Origin of the sequence: Jiangella mangrovi (genome assembly GCF_014204975.1) — a bacterium.
In the GTDB taxonomy this organism is placed as follows: domain Bacteria; phylum Actinomycetota; class Actinomycetes; order Jiangellales; family Jiangellaceae; genus Jiangella; species Jiangella mangrovi.
In genome coordinates this window covers 99,434-117,019 of sequence record NZ_JACHMM010000001.1, presented here as the reverse complement: position 1 = coordinate 117,019, position 17,586 = coordinate 99,434, and the positions used below count along the sequence as shown (strand labels likewise).

Below are 17,586 nucleotides of genomic sequence, written 5' to 3'. Positions count from 1 at the left end.
CCCACCATCGACTTCGGGAAGTGAGGGACGCCGCTTGAGCGCAACCGAACGTGCCATCCAGCTCGCGGTCGCCGCCGCCGAGGCGGCCTCCGACAAGCTGGCCGACGACATCGTGGCCTTCGACGTGTCCGAGCGCATGGCCATCACCGACGTGTTCCTGGTCTGCTCGGCGTCCAACGACCGGCAGGTCCGGTCCGTCGTCGACGCCGTCGAAGAGAAGCTGCGCGGCCTGCACGCCCGCCCCGTCAGTCGCGAGGGCGAGCGCGAGGGCCGCTGGGTGCTGCTCGACTACGTCGAGATCGTGGTCCACGTCCAGCACGCCGAGGAGCGCGTCTTCTACGCCCTCGAGCGGCTGTGGAAGGACTGTCCGACCATCGAGCTGCCGGCCGAGGTGAACGCCGGTCGGGGCCCGCGCTCCGGAGACGAGGCGTGAGCCGGCGCATCGTGCTGTGGCGGCACGGCCGCACCGAGTGGAACGCGGCCGGGCGGTTCCAGGGCCAGACCGACGTCGCCCTGGACGATCTCGGCCGCGAGCAGGCCCAGGAGGCCGCGTCCCGGCTCGCCGCGCTGGCGCCGAACCTGCTGGTCTCCTCGGACCTGCAGCGCGCCCAGGACACCTGCGCGCCGCTGGCCGGGCTGGTCGGCCTCGACGTCGAGCTCGACCCGCGGCTGCGCGAGACCTACGCCGGCGACTGGCAGGGCTGCACGACGGCCGAGATCGCCTCGCGCTGGCCCGACGAGTACAAGGCCTGGCGCGGCGGCGACCCGCTGCTGCGCGTCGGCGGCGGCGAGACCCGCCAGGAGGTGGCCGAGCGCATGTTCGCCGCCGTCACCGACGCCGCCGCCCGGCTGCCCGAGGACGGCCTCGCCGTGCTCACCTCGCACGGCGGCTCCTCGCGCCTGGGCATCGCCGCTCTCATCGGGCTGCCGCTGCACCGCTTCACCAACGTGGGAGGGCTCTCCAACTGCTCGTGGTCCATGCTCCGCGAGGGCGACGACGGCTGGATCCTGGTCGAGCACAACGCCGGCACCCTGCCCACTCCGGTGGTGATCGAAGAGGGGTGACCTGGTAGCCTCTGCGAGGTCGTTCGGCCTGCTTTTCGCAGGCCGGATACCGCGGGTGGTCCGATTATGAGGTTCACCCCGCCGTCGGCTAAGCTTACGAAGCCGATCGGCACGGGGCTGTGGCGCAGCTGGTAGCGCACCTCCATGGCATGGAGGGGGTCAGGGGTTCGAGTCCCCTCAGCTCCACGTACGTCAACCATCCGGAACCTGTCTCGCGTGAATGCGGGGCAGGTTCTCTGTTTCCGGGTGGTCGTTCTCACGCGGTCACGCGCCGGTGTCCGACCTCCCGCGCGCGGGGCATCCCGGTCACCCTCGGGAGGGATGTGCGGTGCGTCGACGATGCGGAGGGTGGAGGCATGAGCACGATCTCGCCCCACCCTCCGGCCCGCTCGCTCGCGCCATGGTGGCGGTCCCTCCACGAGCCCGTCACCGGTGTGCCGGTCTGGACTCGCCGCGCGGCGCTGGCGATCCCGCTCGTGGTGCTGCCCTCGACCATCTGGCGGATCGTCACCGTGTGGTTCCTCCCTCTGCCGGACGGTATGAGCACCGGCGACGCCAGCGGAGACCTGCCGACGTGGTTCCCCCTCGAGGTCTACGTCCTGGTCCTCTCGCTGGTGTCGGAGGGACTGGCCCTGCTCTGCGTCGGACTGATCACGAGGTGGGGCGAGAGCTGGCCACGGTGGGTCCCCGTCCTGCGCGGGCGGCGGATCCCGGTCCCGGTGGTGCTGGTGCCGGCCCTGCTCGGTGCGACGATCCTGACCGCCTTGTGGGGATGGACCGGCGCGACGTTCCTGCTCGGCCGCAACGTCCAAGGTGAGCGGCTCCCGGGCAACGCACCTCTGCAGATCGACAGCCTCGACGGTGTCGTCGCGTTCGTCTGCTACGCCCCGCTCGTCCTGTGGGGGCCGCTGCTGTTCGCCGTCGCGTTGGCCTACCGGCGGCGCCGCCGCTCCGGGTGATCGGTCTCACACTGCCGCGGGTGCGGATCCTGCTCGCGAGCGCTCAGGCCAAGGAGTAGTCCGGCACCTTCTCGTCGGTGGCGAACCAGTCCGTCACCTTGAGCATCGCCCCGACGGTGAGCCGGTTGGCGAAGGTGAGGTCGCGCATGCGGATCCGCAGCGGCGACGGCGGGGCGAGGAACGGGCCCGCGTTGGTCCTGCGCGCCGACTTGGTCAGGTGGGCCATGCGCTGGTCGTAGGCGGCGAACGCCGCGACGTGGTCGCCGCCGTGCGCGACCAGCTCGCCGGCGAGCACGTAGGAGCCGATGAGCGCCAGGCCGGTCCCGAACCCGCCGAGGGTGTTGGCGTAGCCGGCGTCGCCCACCAGCGCGGTCCGGCCTTTGGTGAAGGTCGTCATGGTGGTGCGCGCGAGCCCGTCGAGGTAGAAGTCCGGGGCCTCGAGCGCGGCATCGACCAGCTCGGGCACGCGCCAGCCGGCGCCGCGGTAGTGGTCGGCGAGGAACCGCTTCTGCGAGTCTACGTCGCGGCGGTCGTAGCGCGCCTCGTCGGCGGAGAACACGAAGAGCAGCGGCGCCTTCGGGCCGCCGAGCACGGCGTAGCGGCCCGGCTCGTTGTAGCCATAGCCGACGGCCCGGCCGCCCGGCAGCTCGGTGACCAGCCCGTCGGCGGACACGCTGGCGTCGACGACGGCGTAGTAGTAGCCCTGCGGGTGGACGTGGTCGGACTCCGGGCCGAACGCGAGCGAGCGCACCGCCGAGTGGATGCCGTCGGCGCCGATGACCAGGTCGTAGCTCTCGGTGCCGCCGCCGGCGAAGCCGACCTCGACACCGGCCTCGGACTGTTCGAGGCGGACGATCTCGTCGTCGAAGACGAAGCGGGCATGGGGCGCGGCGTGGGCGTGCAGGACGGTGGCGAGGTCGCCGCGCAGGATCTCGACGTCACCTCCGGTGAACTCGCCGGGCATCACGACCTTGACCCGTCCGTTGGCGTCGACGAAGCGGATGTCGGTGCGCGGTGTCTGCGCGGCGACGATGTCGTCCCAGATGCCCATGCGGTCCAGCACGCGCCGCTGGGTCCGGCCCTTGAAGTCGACCGCCTGCCCGCCCGGGCGCACGAGCGGCGCCTTCTCGACGACGGTGACGTCGTAGCCGTTGCGGCCGAGCCACAGGGCCAGGGCGGGTCCGGCGATGCTGGCTCCCGAGATCAGGACCTTCGTCATCATGCGCTCCTTGATTGCGTCTATTGGACGCAGATAAAGTTAGCGTATGATGGACGCAATTACAAGGGAGGGGTCGATGAGCGACGTCGTAGCCGTGCTCTGGTCGGACGAGCCGCGGCGCAAGCCGGGCCCACGGCCGAGGTTCACCATCGACGACGTCGTCGGCGCGGCCATCGCGATCGCCGACGCCGAGGGACTCGACGCCGTCACCATGCAGCGGGTGGCCGACGAGCTCGGCGCCGCGAAGATGGGCGTCTACCGCTACGTCTCGGCCAAGGAGGAGCTGGCCGCCCTCATGCTCGACCGTGCTCTGGGCGACCCGCCCAGCGCGGGCACCGGCCCGTGGCAGTCGCAGCTGCGGGCCTGGGCGCTGGCCATGCACGAGCGGATGAGCGCCCGGCCGTGGACGCTCGAGCTCACCGTGGGGCGCCGTACGCCCGGGCCGCGCGAGCTGGCCTGGTTCGAGTACGGCCTCGCGGCGCTGCGCGGCACGCCGCTGGACGGCCCGGACCGGATGGACGTCCTCGCGGTGCTCGCCAACCACGTGCGCGGCGGCGTGCAGCAGGAGGCCGGTGCGACGGAGCCGGAGCAGGCCCTGCTCGAGTCGTTCCAGCAGGTCCTGGCCGCGCACGCCGACCGGTTCCCCGAGACGGTGGCGGCCTTCGCGGCCGCGCAGGAGAGCGGCCGCCAGGACAACGCCCTGCGGTTCGGCATCGAGCGCATCCTCGAGGGCGTGACCGAGTACGTGGCCAGAGCCGGCCGCGAGGCCTGACGCCGTGAGCCTCTCCGACCGCCAGCGCGAGCTGCTGACGCTGGACCGATGGCGCTGGCTCGGTGACGTCGTCGGCACCTGGTACGAAGGACCGCTCACGGCCGAGGACGGCAGTACTCCGGATGACCTCGCGATGGTCGAGAACGAGATCGGGCGCCCGCTGCCGGTCGAGCTCGCCGAGTGGTTCGCGCTCGTCGGCAACCGGCTCGAGGACGTCCAGGACTCCCCGGGCCGACCCGGCCGGCTGTACCTCGACGACGACGGGATCTGCGTCTGGGTCGAGAACCAGGGCGTGTGGTCCATCGTCGCGGGCCAGGACGGACTCTGCCGCTCCACCGAGGAGGAGCGATTCCCGATCGAGCCGGTCACCGTCGGCGCGGCGGTCCGCGGCATGGTGCTCAGCGACATGCTCTTCGCCGTCGGGCATGGCCCGCTCGGCCGGCTCGCCGGCTCGGTCCGCGGAAACAGGATCGAGGACGTCACGGCCGAGATGCTCGCCGCCGTCCGGGCCTCCTATCCGGTGCTGCCGGTCGTGCCCAACCCGTACTTCGCCGCCGTCCCCGTCCACGGGGACCCGGACACGATCGTGCGCGGCGATCTCGAGACCGGGATCGGGCTGTTGTGGATGACGGCGACGGTGGCGGCCCGGGAGCGACTGGACAGGCTCATTCCCCTTGGCCCGCCGTCCACACCGTGAGACGGTAGGAGTGTGACGCTGCACACAGACATCCCGACGCGGGCTCAGCTCCAGCGGCTGATCGCGGCGCGCGATCCGGTCAGCGTCTCGATCTACGTGCCGACGAGCCCGCTGACGCAGCAGGCGCAGGCGGGGCGCATCGAGTTCAAGAACCTGGCCGCCGAGGCGACCCGGCAGCTCGAAGAGGCCGGCGCCGACCGCGCCGCCACCGCCACCGTCCGCGAAGAGCTGGACGACCTCGTCGAGGACGACGACTTCTGGGCCGAGCAGGCCCGCAGCCTGGCGGTGTTCGCGGCACCCGTGGGCCTCGCGGTGTTCCGGCTGCCGAACGAGCTGACCAGCGTCGTCGAGGTGGGGGACCGGTTCTACGTCAAGCCGCTGCTGCGCGCCGTCACGTTCCCGCAGGCCGCGTTCGTCCTCGCGCTCGCCGTCGGCTCGGTACGGCTGGTCGAGGTCACGCGCGACGGGCCGCCGTTCACGGTCGACGTGCCGGGGCTGCCCAAGGATGCGGCCTCCGCCGTCGGCAAGGCGTCGATCACGGAGCGCTCGCCGATCGGCCGGCTCCAGGGCTCGGAGGGGCAGAAGACCCGGATGGGACAGTACGCCCGCAAGGTCGACCAGGCGCTGCGCGGCGTGCTCACCGGCCTCGAGCTGCCGCTCATCCTCGCCGGCACCGAGCCGCTGAGCTCGATCTACCGCTCGCTCAACAGCTACCCGCACCTGGTCGAGCCGGGCATCACCGGCAGCCCCGAAGGCGCCACCGACGCCGAGCTGGCCGAACAGGCGCGGACGGTGCTCGACGAGGTCTATGCGCGCGAGCTGGCCGACCTCGGCGACCTCTACGAGCAGCGCTTCGACCAGGGCCGCGCCTCCGCGGACCTCTCGACCATCGCCCGCGCCGCCACCTACGGCGTCGTCGACACGCTGGTCGTCGACATCGACGAGAAGGTGCCGGGCCACGTCGATGACGAGTCCGGCGCGGTGACGCTCGCCGCCGACGACGCCGTCAGCTACGGCGTCGTCGACGAGATCGCCCGTCGCGTCCTGCTGAGCAGCGGCCGCGTCCTGGCCGTGCGTGCCGACGAGGTCCCCGGGGAAGGGCCGGTCGCGGCCGTCCTCCGGTACGCGTTCTGAGTGTCCAGCGCACTGCTGATCGTCGGCGGCCTGGCCGGTCTGCTGGCCGGTGCCGAGCTGCTGGTCCGCGGCGGCACCGGTCTGGCGCTGCGGCTCGGGATCGCGCCGATCGTCGTCGGGGTGACGGTGGTGGCGCTCGGCACCAGCCTGCCGGAGCTGGCAGTCGGCATCGACGCCGCGCGGCAGGGCAGCGCCGGACTCGCCGTCGGCAACATCGTGGGCACCAACCTGGTCAACCTGCTGCTGATCCTCGGCCTGAGCGCGGCGATCCTCCCGATCGCGCTCGACCGCCGCACCGTCCGGTTCGACCTCCCGCTGATGACCGCGGCGGCCCTGCTGCTGCTGGTCCTGGCGCTCGACGGCGAGTTCGGCACCGTCGACGGCGTGGTGCTGGTGGTCTTCGGGGTGGGCTACACGCTCGGGGTGCTGTACGCCAGCCGCCGCGAGTCCGCCGCCGTCCGGGCGGACTACGACGCCGAGTACGCCGCGAAGGGCGCGGGCCCCCGGGCGGCCCGGCCGTGGCGCGACGTGCTCAGCCTGCTCGCCGGCATCGCGCTCATCGTGGTGGGCGCGACGCTGCTCGTGGACGGCGCCGTCGACGCCGCCCGGGCGTTCGGCGTGAGCGACGCCGTCATCGGCCTGACGATCATCGCCATCGGCACGTCGGCGCCCGAGCTGGTGACGACGATCCTGACGACGATGCGCGGCGACCGCGACATCGCCATCGGCAACCTGCTGGGCTCCAGCGTGTACAACATCGCGATCATCCTCGGCGTCACGATCCTGGTCGCGCCGGGCGCCGTCCAGGTGCCGGACGAGGTCCTCGAGGGCGACCTGCTGCTCATGGTCGCCGCGGCGCTGGCCTGCGTGCCGGTGTTCATGACCGGGAGCCGCATCACCCGCCTCGAGGGCGGGCTGTTCGTTGCGGCCTACGCCGGCTACCTGGGCTGGCTGCTCTTCACGCAGACCTGACGGACATGTCGACACGGCCCACGCTCCGGCGTCGTCCTGGGTTCATCTCGCGTATCGGCGGGCCCTAGCGCCGCGCCCGGCCCGGCGCCAGCGTGTTGAAGAGCTCGATGGAGTCGTACAGGTACGGCTCGATCTCGAAGCCCTCCGGGTCGTCGCGGTCGTACTTCATCGCGTACGTGTCGATGCTGAGCCGGCCGTCGGCGGTGACGCGGACGACGGAGTAGCTCTGCTCCTGCAGCACGGTGTCGTACGTGGTGCTGGACTTGTCGATGAACGAGTAGTCCGGGGCGACGTTGTGGAACAGGCTCGCGTCGTACTGGATCCGCTTGTACCACTTCGAGCTGCCCGCGGTGCCGTTGACGATGTAGAGCGGGGCCTTCGGGTTCGAGAACAGCTCGCGGCCGTCGCGCTGCGTCGAGGCCGGCGTGGCGTCCGCGCCGCCGCGCACGAAGCCGCGGGAGAAGCTGTGGTCGTGCCCGGTGATGACCACGTCGATGCGCAGGTCCTCGAACACGGGCGCCCAGTACTCCCGCAGCCGGTCGATGTCCTCGTCGTCGACGTGGTCGGTGGCGGCGTACATCGCCTTGTGGAAGGTGACGATGCGCCAGGTCTGCCGAGCCCGGGCCATGTCCCGGCGCAGCCACTCGACCTGGGCCGCCAGCTCCTCCGGGTCGTCGCGGTCGCTGTTGAGCACGGCGAAGTGGGCGTCGCCGTAGTCGAAGGACCAGACGTTTTCGAAGACGGTGTCCGGGAAGTCGAAGTGCGGGTCGAGCAGCTCGTCGCGGTCGTGGTTGCCCTGGACGGTGAGGAACATCCGCTCGGACAGCCCGGCCTGCGCGCCGCCGTAGAAGGTGTCCAGCTGGCCCTCGGCGTAGCCCTTCTCGGTGAGGTCCCCGGCCGCCAGGGTGAAGGCGAACTCGTCGCCGTGCTCCTGCTCGGCCGTGCGCATGTTCCGGATGAACGCCGCGTTGTCGTCCTGGACCTGCGGGTCGGTGTAGTAGAGGAACGAGAAGTCCTGGTTCTGCCCGACGGCGGTGCGGAAGCGCCCCTCGGCGCTCCAGACGCCGGCCTCGAGGTCGCCGACCCGGTAGACGTACTCGGTGTCGGCCTTCAGGCCGTCGACGTGCACGGTGTGGAAGTTGCGGATGCCGTCGAGGACGCCCTCGTTGGCGCTCATGTGCACTTCCTGAACCCGCTGGGTGCCGCGCACGGTCTCGAACTTCCGGTTGCCGGTGTCCGTGCGGGCGATCTGCACGGCGGGCTGGTCCAGGCCGATGTCGAGGGTCTCCCAGTTGATGGCGACGGTGTGCGCGGGGTCCTCGGTGACGGTGGCGCTGATGTGGGCCGGCGTCGGGTCGTCGGAGAGCGCGTACCTGGTGTACAGCGGCGCGAACCGCCACCCGCTCTCCTCGCCGCCCTCGAGCCGCACCTTGGCCCAGAACGTGTACTTCGTCGCCGGCTCCAGCCCGTCGAACACCTGCGGCCCGACCGGCCGCCAGGCGAGGTCGTCGTCGCCGGGCATCGCCTCGGACTGCACGATCGCCACCTCGGCGGCGCGGGCGGTGGCGCCGTCGTTGGTGACGTCACCGATCTCGACGGTCAGGGTGCTGTCGGTGGTCCGCGTGGCCGTGATCGAGAACTCGATGGGCGAGGAGAAGCTGGTGAAGTCGAACGGGTAGGGCTGCGGGCCGAACCCGCGCAGCGCCGGGTAGGTGACCTCGGCGCCGTCGACGGTCGCCGTCTGCAGCTCCCACGCCGACTCGAAGTCCCAGCCGAGCGACTCGTACGTCGTCACCGACTGCAGCTCGGACTCGGTGACCGGCTCGCCGTTGAAGGCCGGCGCGACCATGCCGGCCCAGGCCAGGACGTTCTCGGCGGACCCCTCGGGGAGGACCCGGCCGTACGCCGAGTTCACCGAGGAGCCGCCGGTCACGATCGGGTTGGCGGCGACGGAGTTGCGCAGCACGCCGTCGCGCAGGTCGCCGACGAGCCCTCCGACGCGGGTGTAGCCGTCGACCGGCCCGGCCGCGAAGGAGTTCTCGATGACGGTGCGCGGGTTGAGCACCCGGCCCGCGAGCCCGCCCTGGCTGTCGGCCTCGCCGACCTCCTGGACGTGCGCCAGCGAGTAGCTGTTGCGGATCGTGGGGATCGCGGCCTCGGCGGGGTCGGGCTCCGGGATGGTGCCCGAGGTGTCGACCGGGATGCGCCCGGCCAGCCCGCCGACGCTGTGGTCCGACGCGACGACCGACCCGGTGGTGTAGACGTTCTCGATGGTGCCCCACAGCATGCCGGCGACGGCGCCGGTCGTCTGCCCGCCGCGGACGTCGATGTCGAGGAACGCGGTGTTCTTGATGACCGCCTGGACGTTGGAGTCGCCGAGGTGGGTGAAGAACCCGACGGTGCCGATGCCCGGCTGGTCGATCAGCAGGTTCGAGATCGAGTGGAAGTCGCCGTCGAAGGTCCCGTAGAACCGGCCGAAGGGCTCGTAGCCGGTGATCCCGGCCATGTCGATGTCCGCCGTGAGCTTGTAGTAGCCCGTCTTCGGGACGTCCTCCGCGCCGTAGTGGTGGCTGAGATACAGCAGCTGCTCCGGCGTGCCGATCTCGTAGACGCCGTTCACCAGCGCCGGAGCGTCGGCGGCGGTCTCGGCGAAGGTGGCCGGAGCGAGCAGGCCGGCGAACGCCGCCGCCACCGCGCCCGCGGCCAGGAGCCGTCGTCCAGGTGCCCTCATGTCTGTCGTCCCCCCACGTGCCACTGGTCAGAGTCGCGTCGGATTCTGCTCAGCCCGGCTGAACGCTGAGTCAACCGCCGGGGGACAGCGGGCGCCTTGACATGGAACGCTGTGCCGCAATACTTCGAGAAATCGATTACTCGTTCGTCGACCGCTGTCACCGACCCCCAGGAGGACACGTGTCCAGACGTTTGTTGACCACGGCTGCGCTCGCTCTGCTGCTCGCCGGATCGGCCGGGATCGCAGTCGCGGAACCCGTCACTCACAGCACCACGTACACCTTCGAGAACGACGCCCTCGGCGCCGTTCCCGCAGGCTGTTCTACCCCGGCCGGACGGGTTCCCGCGCAGGTCACCGACGTGCGCGCCCACAGTGGCGAGCGCTCGCTGCTGCTGCAGGACGACAGCCCGGCCGCGCAGGCCGTCGTCGTCTGCCCGACCCCGGTCATGGCCGGCGCCGACCTGCGCCTGCGGCTCTACCCCGAGCGGCTCGGCCAGGGCGTACTGGTGTCGCTGCTGGGCAGCTTCGAGGGGAAGCCGCAGACCGGCGTGCCCGTGTTCCACCTGTGGGCCAAGCCCGACGGCTCGCTGTGGTGGTTCGACGGGTTGGGGCAGGACGCGCTCGGCTGGACCCAGATCGGGGCGGCGGGGACGCTGGCCCTGGGCGAGTGGAACTCCGTCGCCGTGCAGGTGCCCGCCGACATGAGCCGGGCGGGCGTGTACGTGGGCGACCACCCGGGCGACCACCCAGGTCAGCGCCCTCGGCGTGAGGACTACGTCGGGGCCGCCGGCCCGGTCGGGGTGAGCCCGGTCGCGTCGGTCACCGGCTTCCAGGTGGCGAGCACCGGCAGCGCTCCCGTCGGCGACGAGGTCTACCTCGACGACGTCGTCATCGCTGACAGCGCGCACGTGAGCCGGCCGCCGCAGGACCGCACGTTCCGCGTCGGCGACCCGGTCATCGTCGACCAGACGTCCGAGGGGCTCATGCAGATGCCCAACACGGCGACTACGCTGACCACGGCGGACGGGCGCCAGGAGGTCCTCGTCGGGTACCCGGTGCACGGCGACGCCACCCACGACACCGGCACCGCCCTGGCCGCCTCGACCGACCGCGGCCGCACCTGGACGCAGGCCGACGAGCGCAACCCATTCCCGGACGAGCAGTCGTTCTACCTGTCCACGCTGAGCAACGGCGACCTGTTCGCCGTCAACTACCACACGTTCATGGTCGAGGGGTCGGGCGAGACCCGGGCGATCGTCCCCACCGCTGTCTCGCACGACGGCGGCCGCACCTGGACCCACCGCGAGGGCGTGATGCAGGCGCCGCAGGCCATGCGCCCGATCTCCGACGCCACCAGCCGGCCGGGCTTCCGGCTCGGCGGCTTCGTCCTGATCCACTCGATCGTCGAGGGCGACGACGGCACGCTCTACCAGTCCGGCTACGGCTACTACAAGGACGACCCGAAGTCCCGCGCCGTCCTGCTGGCCTCGACGGACGGCGGCGTGAACTGGGAGGTCCGCAGCACCATGGCCGTGAACCCGGACCTGTCGGACCACCCGCGCTTCGAGGGCTTCACCGAGGCGGCGCTCGCGCAGACGGCGAGCGGCGATCTCCTCGCCGTCATCCGCACCGGCAACTACCAGTCGCTGTACCAGGTGACCTCCGGCGACGACGGCCACACCTGGACCGCGCCGGAGCCGGTGGTCGCCGGGCCGGACGACCTCCCCGTCGTCGGCGTCTTCCCGGACCTGCTGGCCATGCCCGACGGGACCATGGTGCTGTGGATCGGCCGGCCGGGACAGTCGCTGCTCGCCTCGCCCGACGGCGAGGGCGGGTCGTGGACCACGCCGGTCACGGTGGACTACCTGAACTCGGGGAACGGGTCCCTCGTGTCGCTCGGCCGCAACCGGATCCTGACGTTCGGCGACCGCGGCGCGGACTGGACGCCGAACACGCCGGCGACGAAGGCGATCTGGGCGCGGCCCGTGGAGCTGCGGATGTGACGTGACCACGCCCCGGCCGCCCCTGTCGTTTCCGTCCAAGACGGCGGGGGCGGCCCGGGTCTAGCGTGGTCGCACCACATCGAGCACGAGGAGAAGGCACCATGCGCAAGCTCGTCTACACCGGGTTCACGTCGCTCGACGGCGTCATCGACTCCCCGGGCGGCGGTCCCGGCGAGCCGCACCGCAGCGCCGGCTGGGTCTTCAAGGACCTCGAGTTCGTCCCGGAGGCCTGGACGCTCAAGGGCGAGGAGCTCGAGGACACGTCGGCGCTGATGTTCGGCCGCAAGAGCTACGAGCTGTTCGCGCCGACCTGGCCCGGGTCCGAGGACCACGCCGCCTACAAGGAGCTGCCCAAGTACGTGGTGTCGACCACGCTGCCCGACGACGCCGTCGTCGACGACTGGGGCCCCATCACGTTCCTGCGCTCCCTGGACGACGTCGCGGCGCTGAAGCAGAGCGACGGCGGCGCGATCTACATCCACGGCAGCGGCGTGCTGGCGCAGCGGCTGGGCGACGCGGACCTGATCGACCAGTACAACCTGCTGGTCTTCCCGGTGCTGCTCGGCGCCGGGAACAGCCTGTTCGGCCGGGCCGACCGCGACAAGCGGATGCTGAGCCTGCGCGAGTCCGACGTCTACTCGAACGGGATCATGAAGCTGGTCTACGACGTCAAGCGCTGATCCAGGTCGAGCGCGATCGCCCCGCCGACGCCGTCGCGGAGCTGCCCGGCCGTGCGCCCGACATACGCTCGCAGCGCCCGGGCGAGGTGCGGCTCGTCGAAGTAGTCGAGCTTCACGACGACGTCGGCGGCCGTGGTGCCCGCGGCCAGCAGCTCCGCCGCGGTGCGGGCGCGCTCGATCTGCCGGACGGCGCCCTGGGTGAGCCCGGTGGCGGCGCGGAACCGGCGTTCGACGGTGCGCCCCGACGCGGCCGGGTGGTGGCCGCGCAGGACGTCGGTGACCATCGGGTCGCGGACGACGATCCCGGCCCGGACCAGCCGCTCGACCAGCGCCTCGGCGTCGTCGGCGCCCGGGGTCTCCCAGCGGCTGCCGTCGAGCCGGAAGGTCCGGTGCGTGGTGTCGGGGAGCACGACGCCGCCGTCGACGATGTCCGGCGGGGGCAGCACCCGCAGCGAGGTCCCCAGGGCGAAGTCGATGCCGGTGAAGGTGGCGCCCTCGGGCACGGGCGCGGTGCCGGCCCTGGTCTCGGGGCCGGTGACGCTCGTGTGGGCGACGCCGTCCTGCTCCCAGAACACCAGGCCCCACCGCACCGCCGCCACGGACGTCATCCGCGTGACCTGCTCGCTCGTGCAGGTCCACACGGAGTCGACCCACGGCGAGTCGGACGCGCGCGTCTCGAACCGCAGCTCCACGGCCGAAGGATACTGCGGGGTCAGCGCGTCGTCCGCAGCTGCAGCGCCCGGACGAGGGCGCCCACGGCCGCGAGGGACAGCACGGTGCGCACGGCGTTCGCCACCACCCACGTCGTCTCGAACCGCTCGCGGACGTCGGCGAGCGCGGCGGCATCGGTCAGGTCGCGGACCGCGTCGATCTCGTTGTTCAGCGGGACGTTGATCGCCATGGTCATGACGAACACGACGCCCATGAGCACGAGGGCGGCGACGGCCCAGCGCACGGCGGCCGCGGGGTCACGCCGTCGCTGCGCCAGCGGGGCGACGACGGCGAGGAACAGCGCGAGGGTGTAGCTCACCGAGAACACCGGGTTGTCGTTGTAGCGCTGCAGGGTCGTCACGAAGGTGTGGTCGTCGGCGCCGGCCAGGTTGGGCATGACGGCGGCGGCGAAGGTGAGGTTGAGGGCGGCCACGAGCACCAGCGCCAGCAGCGTCACCCAGAGGACGGTTCCGATCCAGCCGCGGCCGGCGGTGCCCTGGCGGCCGCTCTCCATGGTCAGTTCGCTCATACGTCCACTCTCGCGGCACGGATTCGGCGCGACAATGACAGGGAGTCGCCGTTTCCTGCTCGTTCGTCCAGATGACCTGGACGAAAGGTCACCCGTGGGTCAGCCGAGCACGAACGGCAGCCGTGCGGCGATGTCGCCCAGGGCCGCCCGCTCCGCCGCGGCCGGGTCGCGCCGTCCGGTGCCGACGAGCAGTGCGTCGGTGTCGGTGAACGACGGCGGGAACGTCACCCCGGCGACCCGCTCGAGCATCGCCCGCGACCACACCAGTCCGTCGGCGGCCGGACCCGCGCCGGCATCGGGGCGGTGCGCCATCAGGTCGAGGTGGTGCAGGGTCCACTCCAGGACGTATGCCGACAGGTAGTCGCCCGCCGTCAGCACCAGGTCCTTGGTGGCGACGGGGAGCGCCGGGTCGGCGAGTGCGGCGGCCCGCCCGGCCGCGGCGCCGACGTCGTCGAGGTGGAACCGGAGCAGCCCCGGATCGCCGTAGGCGGCGGCGAGCCGCACGATGAGGGCGTCGAGCGGGTCGTCCGCGGTCGGCGGATCGACCAGCGACCAGTAGCCGGCGTCGTCCACCACCGGCGCGGTCCCGGCCGGGGTGGCCAGCGTGATCAGGACGTCCTGCGCGTCGATGACCAGGTGACACACCAGGTCGCGCACCAGCCAGCCGGCGCAGCCCGACGGCAGCGCGAAGTCCTGGTCGGGGGTGGCTGCGACGGCGGTTCGCAGGGCGGACCAGGTGCGGGTGAAGAGTTCCACCGCGGCACCGTAACGCCGGATCCGAACGACAGACAACCAAGCGGTCATACCCGGCGACAACCATCGAGTACCCGAGTTCGCCCACCGTTCATGCGTTCTTCCGTCGCCGGAAATCCGCCTCCCCTTTGCTGTGCTGGGCGGCCCAGCGGGCCGTCGTCATCGATGGGGGAGAGCAAGCATGAGCGCGCGCAAGGCGCATGGAGCAGGCGTCGCCGTCCTGGCCGCCGCGGGGCTGGCCCCGCTGGTCGCGGCCGTCACGCCGGGCATCGTCGCGGCGGCGGCAGACACCGAGGTCTCGGGTGTCGTCATCAACGAGGTCTCTCAGCGGGTCAACCCGGACTGGGTCGAGTTCCACAACACCGGCGACGAGGCGGCCGACCTGTCGGGCTGGAAGTTCCAGGACGACCAGGACCGCGGCCCCGAGGACTACGTGTTCCCGCCGGGGACCGTCATCCCGGCCGGCTGGTACCTGGTCCTCGACGCGGCCGAGGGCGACACCCGCGGCTTCGAGTTCGGCCTGGGTGCCGAAGACACCGTCCGGCTGTCCGACCCGACCGGCACGCTGGTCGACAGCCTCAGCTGGACCGAGCACGCCGCCACGACCTACGGCCGCTGTCCCGACGGCACCGGTGAGGTCCGGCTCACGGCCGCCCCGACCCGCGGCGAGGCCAACGACTGCTCGTCGCCGGCCCGCATCAACGAGGTCGCCTCCGGCTTCGTCGAGCTGGTCAACCCGACCGACGCGGACCTCGACCTGAGCGGTGTCGTGGTCCGTGCGGCCGGCGCCGACGACGGCTACGTGGTCACTGCGGGCGGGGTCATCCGGGCCGGCGGGTTCGCGTCGATCGACGTCTCGGTCCTCCCCTTCGCGCCGTCCGAGGTGGACGGCATCGAGCTGGTCGACGCCGACGGCACGGTGGTCGACGAGCAGGGCTGGGACACGTTGCCGGCGCCCAGCCTGGGCCGCTGCCCGGACGCCACCGGCCCCTTCGCCGTGACGGCGTCGGCCACCCCGTCCGCCGCGAACGACTGTGTCCCCGTCGCGGGCCAGGACGTCGTGAAGGTCAACGAGGTCGAGTCCGACGAGGGCGACCCGGGCGACTGGATCGAGCTCGTCAACACCGGCGCCGAGGCCGTCGACCTGTCCGGCTGGCTGGTCCGCGACAGCGACGACACCCGCTTCAGCACCATCCCGGACGGGACCGTCGTCGAGGCGGGCGGGTTCTACGTGCACGAGGAGACTGCGCTCGGCTTCGGCCTGGGTGGCGGCGACCAGGCCCGGCTCTACACGCCGAACGGCACCCTCGCCGACTCGTACACCTGGGAGGAGCACGCGGCGACGACGTACGGCCGCTGCCCCGACGGCACCGGCGAGTTCCGGACCACGACCACCCCGACCAAGGGTGCCGCGAACGACTGCGGCCCGGCCGTGCGCATCAACGAGATCGAGTCCAGCGACGGCGAGCCGAGCGACTGGGTCGAGCTGGCCAACCCCAGCGCCGAGGACGTCGACATCGCCGGCTTCCAGGTGAAGGACGACGACGACACCCACGTGTGGACGGCGCCCGCGGGCACCGTCGTGCCGGCCGGCGGCCACTACGTGGTCGAGGAGACCGACCTCGACTTCGGGCTCGGCGGCGCCGACACCGTCCGGCTGTTCGCGGCCGACGGCTCGGCGATCGACTCGTACGCCTGGGCCGACCACGCGGCGACCACGTACGGCCGCTGCCCCGACGGCACCGGCGCGTTCGCCGTCACCGTCGAGCCGACCAAGGGCGCGGTCAACTCCTGCGAGGGTGACGCCGTCCCGCCCGCTCCGTGGCCGGGCGGGCCGGCCGTCACCGTCGTGGACGCCGAGGACGCCTTCGACGGCGACCTCAGCGGCATCGACTACGCCCCGTCCGGAACCGCCGAGCCGGGCGTCCTCTGGGCCGTCGACAACGGCCGCGGCCGGCTGCACCGGCTGGAGTGGGACGGCACCGTCTGGGCGAACAGCACGGATGACGGCTGGTCGGCGGGCAAGCCGCTGCACTACCCGGGCGGCGTCGGCACCCCCGACAGCGAGGGCGTGACGGTGACCGGCGACGGCTCCGTCGTGGTCGGCACCGAGCGCGACAACGACGCCGACGACGTCAGCCAGCTGAGCCTGCTGCGCTTCGACGTCTCCGGCGCCGAGGCGGCGCTGTCCGCGACGACGGAGTGGGACCTCACCGCCGACCTGCCGACGACAGGCCCCAACGCCGGCATCGAGGCGGTCGAGTGGGTCCCCGACGACGTCCTGACCGGGCTCGGCCTCGTCGACGAGTCCACCGGCGGGGCGTACGACCCGGACGGCTATCCGGCGCATGGCGACGGCGTGTACTTCGTCGGCGTCGAGGGCACCGGCCAGGTCTACGCCTACCTGCTGCTCGACGACGGCGGCATCCGGCAGCTCGCGGCGATCGACCCCGAGCTGGCCGGCGTCATGGCGCTGGACTTCGACCTCGCCACCGGCACCCTCTGGGCGGTCTGCGACGACGGCTGCGAGGGCGCGTCCTCGCTGCTGCGGGTCGGCGACGACGGCGCGTTCGCGGTGACCGGCCAGGTCGCCCGTCCGGCCGCGATGGCGAACCTCAACTCCGAGGGCTTCGCGATCACCCCGGTGGAGCGCTGCGCCGACGGCGTGCGTCCGGTCTACTGGACGGACGACGACGACACCGACGGCCACTCGCTGCGGGCCGGCACGCTGCCCTGCCCGGAGGACCCGGGCGAGCCGGGCGACGACGACGGCTCCGACGCGGGCACCGACGACGGCGGCGCGGCGGACGGCTCGGACACGGGGGCGGGCGACGGCGCGGACGCCGGCGCGGAGCCGGGTGGCGAGTCCGGCGCCGACGACGGCACGGAGGACGGCGGCACTCTGCCCGACACCGGCGCGACGGCCGGCTGGCTCGTCGCCGGCGGCCTGCTGCTGACGCTGGCCGGATTCGCCCTGGTGGCGGCCGACCGGAGGCGCCGCGCCGTCAGCTGATCCGCACGCTCGCGATGAGCCCGTCGCGGAGCTGGAAGGCCATGGGGCCGGTGCCGTTGAAGCCGTTGCCCGTGACCTTCAGCGTGGCGACGTAGCTCTCCGGCTCCGCTCCGGGCTCGATCGCGAGCAGCTCGAAGTGCGACTGCTTGCCGATGTTGTCGGTGCCGTCCCAGCTGCGCACGCCGTCGTGGCCGTGGAACTCGCGGCCCCAGTCGTTGAGGTAGGCGTCGTCGGTGAAGGCCGCGACGAACGCGTCGGTGTCGCCGCTGTTGGTGGCGTCGATGAAGGCCTGGATGGCCGCGGGCGTCTCGGTGCTCATGTCCGGCAGGCTACGTCGGGTGGGCCGGT

At 72.2% G+C, this 17,586-nt stretch carries 16 protein-coding genes and 1 tRNA gene; 11 read left to right on the top strand and 6 right to left on the bottom strand.

The window, feature by feature from the left end:
- The first annotated feature begins 34 nt into the window (after positions 1–34).
- From rsfS to HD601_RS00500, 4 genes are all read left to right on the top strand, one after another.
- Complete coding sequence (gene rsfS / locus HD601_RS00515; RefSeq protein WP_184818332.1) at positions 35–433, top strand: ribosome silencing factor; 399 nt, start codon at positions 35–37, stop codon at positions 431–433.
- The gene (locus HD601_RS00510; protein ID WP_221440426.1) at positions 430–1,065 is read left to right on the top strand and encodes a histidine phosphatase family protein; all 636 of its coding nucleotides are present in this window, start codon (positions 430–432) and stop codon (positions 1,063–1,065) included. The genes rsfS and HD601_RS00510 overlap by 4 nt, the downstream gene beginning before the upstream one ends.
- Before the next feature lie 113 nt (positions 1,066–1,178).
- Positions 1,179–1,251: transfer RNA gene (locus tag HD601_RS00505), tRNA-Ala, on the top strand.
- A 170-nt stretch (positions 1,252–1,421) separates the two neighbouring features.
- Complete coding sequence (locus HD601_RS00500; RefSeq protein ID WP_184818328.1) at positions 1,422–2,024, top strand: hypothetical protein; 603 nt, start codon at positions 1,422–1,424, stop codon at positions 2,022–2,024.
- 43 nt (positions 2,025–2,067) lie between these two features.
- Here HD601_RS00500 and HD601_RS00495 read toward each other — a convergent pair whose 3' ends face one another.
- The gene (locus HD601_RS00495; protein WP_221440425.1) at positions 2,068–3,243 is read right to left on the bottom strand and encodes an FAD-dependent monooxygenase; all 1,176 of its coding nucleotides are present in this window, start codon (positions 3,241–3,243) and stop codon (positions 2,068–2,070) included.
- 76 nt (positions 3,244–3,319) lie between these two features.
- Between HD601_RS00495 and HD601_RS00490 the strand changes: the two genes are divergently transcribed.
- The 4 genes from HD601_RS00490 to HD601_RS00475 are packed head-to-tail and all read left to right on the top strand — an operon-like array spanning position 3,320 to position 6,818.
- Positions 3,320–4,015: a TetR/AcrR family transcriptional regulator gene (locus HD601_RS00490; RefSeq protein WP_184818324.1), complete on the top strand. Its 696-nt coding sequence runs from the start codon at positions 3,320–3,322 to the stop codon at positions 4,013–4,015.
- 4 nt (positions 4,016–4,019) lie between these two features.
- A complete protein-coding gene (locus HD601_RS00485) occupies positions 4,020–4,712 on the top strand; it encodes a hypothetical protein (protein WP_184818322.1) in 693 nt (230 codons plus the stop codon).
- Between the two features lie 12 nt (positions 4,713–4,724).
- Complete coding sequence (locus HD601_RS00480; protein ID WP_221440424.1) at positions 4,725–5,846, top strand: baeRF11 domain-containing protein; 1,122 nt, start codon at positions 4,725–4,727, stop codon at positions 5,844–5,846.
- Positions 5,847–6,818 (top strand): calcium/sodium antiporter, encoded by a 972-nt coding sequence (locus tag HD601_RS00475; protein WP_221440423.1) that lies wholly within the window; start codon positions 5,847–5,849, stop codon positions 6,816–6,818.
- Positions 6,819–6,882: 64 nt separating this feature from the next.
- On the opposite strand, the gene HD601_RS00470 is transcribed toward HD601_RS00475, so the two are convergent.
- The gene (locus HD601_RS00470; protein ID WP_184818320.1) at positions 6,883–9,549 is read right to left on the bottom strand and encodes a purple acid phosphatase family protein; all 2,667 of its coding nucleotides are present in this window, start codon (positions 9,547–9,549) and stop codon (positions 6,883–6,885) included.
- A 179-nt stretch (positions 9,550–9,728) separates the two neighbouring features.
- Between HD601_RS00470 and HD601_RS35290 the strand changes: the two genes are divergently transcribed.
- A complete protein-coding gene (locus HD601_RS35290; RefSeq protein WP_184818318.1) occupies positions 9,729–11,552 on the top strand; it encodes an exo-alpha-sialidase in 1,824 nt (607 codons plus the stop codon).
- A gap of 101 nt (positions 11,553–11,653) precedes the next feature.
- A complete protein-coding gene (locus HD601_RS00460; protein ID WP_184818316.1) occupies positions 11,654–12,232 on the top strand; it encodes a dihydrofolate reductase family protein in 579 nt (192 codons plus the stop codon).
- Here HD601_RS00460 and HD601_RS00455 read toward each other — a convergent pair.
- From HD601_RS00455 to HD601_RS00445, 3 genes are all read right to left on the bottom strand, one after another.
- Positions 12,214–12,924 carry a helix-turn-helix domain-containing protein gene (locus tag HD601_RS00455; protein ID WP_184818314.1) on the bottom strand — a complete coding sequence of 237 codons (711 nt, stop codon included), beginning with the start codon at positions 12,922–12,924 and terminating at the stop codon, positions 12,214–12,216. The genes HD601_RS00460 and HD601_RS00455 overlap by 19 nt on opposite strands.
- Positions 12,925–12,944: 20 nt before the next feature.
- Complete coding sequence (locus HD601_RS00450) at positions 12,945–13,472, bottom strand: anthrone oxygenase family protein (protein ID WP_184818312.1); 528 nt, start codon at positions 13,470–13,472, stop codon at positions 12,945–12,947.
- A 99-nt stretch (positions 13,473–13,571) separates the two neighbouring features.
- Positions 13,572–14,228 carry a maleylpyruvate isomerase N-terminal domain-containing protein gene (locus HD601_RS00445; protein ID WP_184818309.1) on the bottom strand — a complete coding sequence of 219 codons (657 nt, stop codon included), beginning with the start codon at positions 14,226–14,228 and terminating at the stop codon, positions 13,572–13,574.
- 178 nt (positions 14,229–14,406) lie between these two features.
- On the opposite strand from HD601_RS00445, the gene HD601_RS00440 reads away from it, so the two are divergent.
- The gene (locus HD601_RS00440) at positions 14,407–17,238 is read left to right on the top strand and encodes a lamin tail domain-containing protein (protein WP_184818307.1); all 2,832 of its coding nucleotides are present in this window, start codon (positions 14,407–14,409) and stop codon (positions 17,236–17,238) included.
- Here HD601_RS00440 and HD601_RS00435 read toward each other — a convergent pair.
- Positions 17,231–17,557 carry a nuclear transport factor 2 family protein gene (locus HD601_RS00435; RefSeq protein ID WP_184818305.1) on the bottom strand — a complete coding sequence of 109 codons (327 nt, stop codon included), beginning with the start codon at positions 17,555–17,557 and terminating at the stop codon, positions 17,231–17,233. The two genes, HD601_RS00440 and HD601_RS00435, sit on opposite strands and share 8 nt — an antisense overlap.
- Positions 17,558–17,586 lie beyond the last annotated feature (29 nt).

Excerpts from the sequence above, each read along its gene's own strand:
- HD601_RS00450 (WP_184818312.1), bottom strand. The coding sequence starts at position 13,472 with ATGAGCGAACTGACCATGGAGAGCGGCCGCCAGGGCACCGCCGGCCGC.
- HD601_RS00490 (WP_184818324.1), top strand. The coding sequence starts at position 3,320 with ATGAGCGACGTCGTAGCCGTGCTCTGGTCGGACGAGCCGCGGCGCAAG.
- HD601_RS00500 (WP_184818328.1), top strand. The coding sequence starts at position 1,422 with ATGAGCACGATCTCGCCCCACCCTCCGGCCCGCTCGCTCGCGCCATGG.
- HD601_RS00495 (WP_221440425.1), bottom strand. The coding sequence starts at position 3,243 with ATGACGAAGGTCCTGATCTCGGGAGCCAGCATCGCCGGACCCGCCCTG.
- HD601_RS00470 (WP_184818320.1), bottom strand. The coding sequence starts at position 9,549 with ATGAGGGCACCTGGACGACGGCTCCTGGCCGCGGGCGCGGTGGCGGCG.
- HD601_RS00435 (WP_184818305.1), bottom strand. The coding sequence starts at position 17,557 with ATGAGCACCGAGACGCCCGCGGCCATCCAGGCCTTCATCGACGCCACC.
- HD601_RS00440 (WP_184818307.1), top strand. The coding sequence starts at position 14,407 with ATGAGCGCGCGCAAGGCGCATGGAGCAGGCGTCGCCGTCCTGGCCGCC.
- HD601_RS00460 (WP_184818316.1), top strand. The coding sequence starts at position 11,654 with ATGCGCAAGCTCGTCTACACCGGGTTCACGTCGCTCGACGGCGTCATC.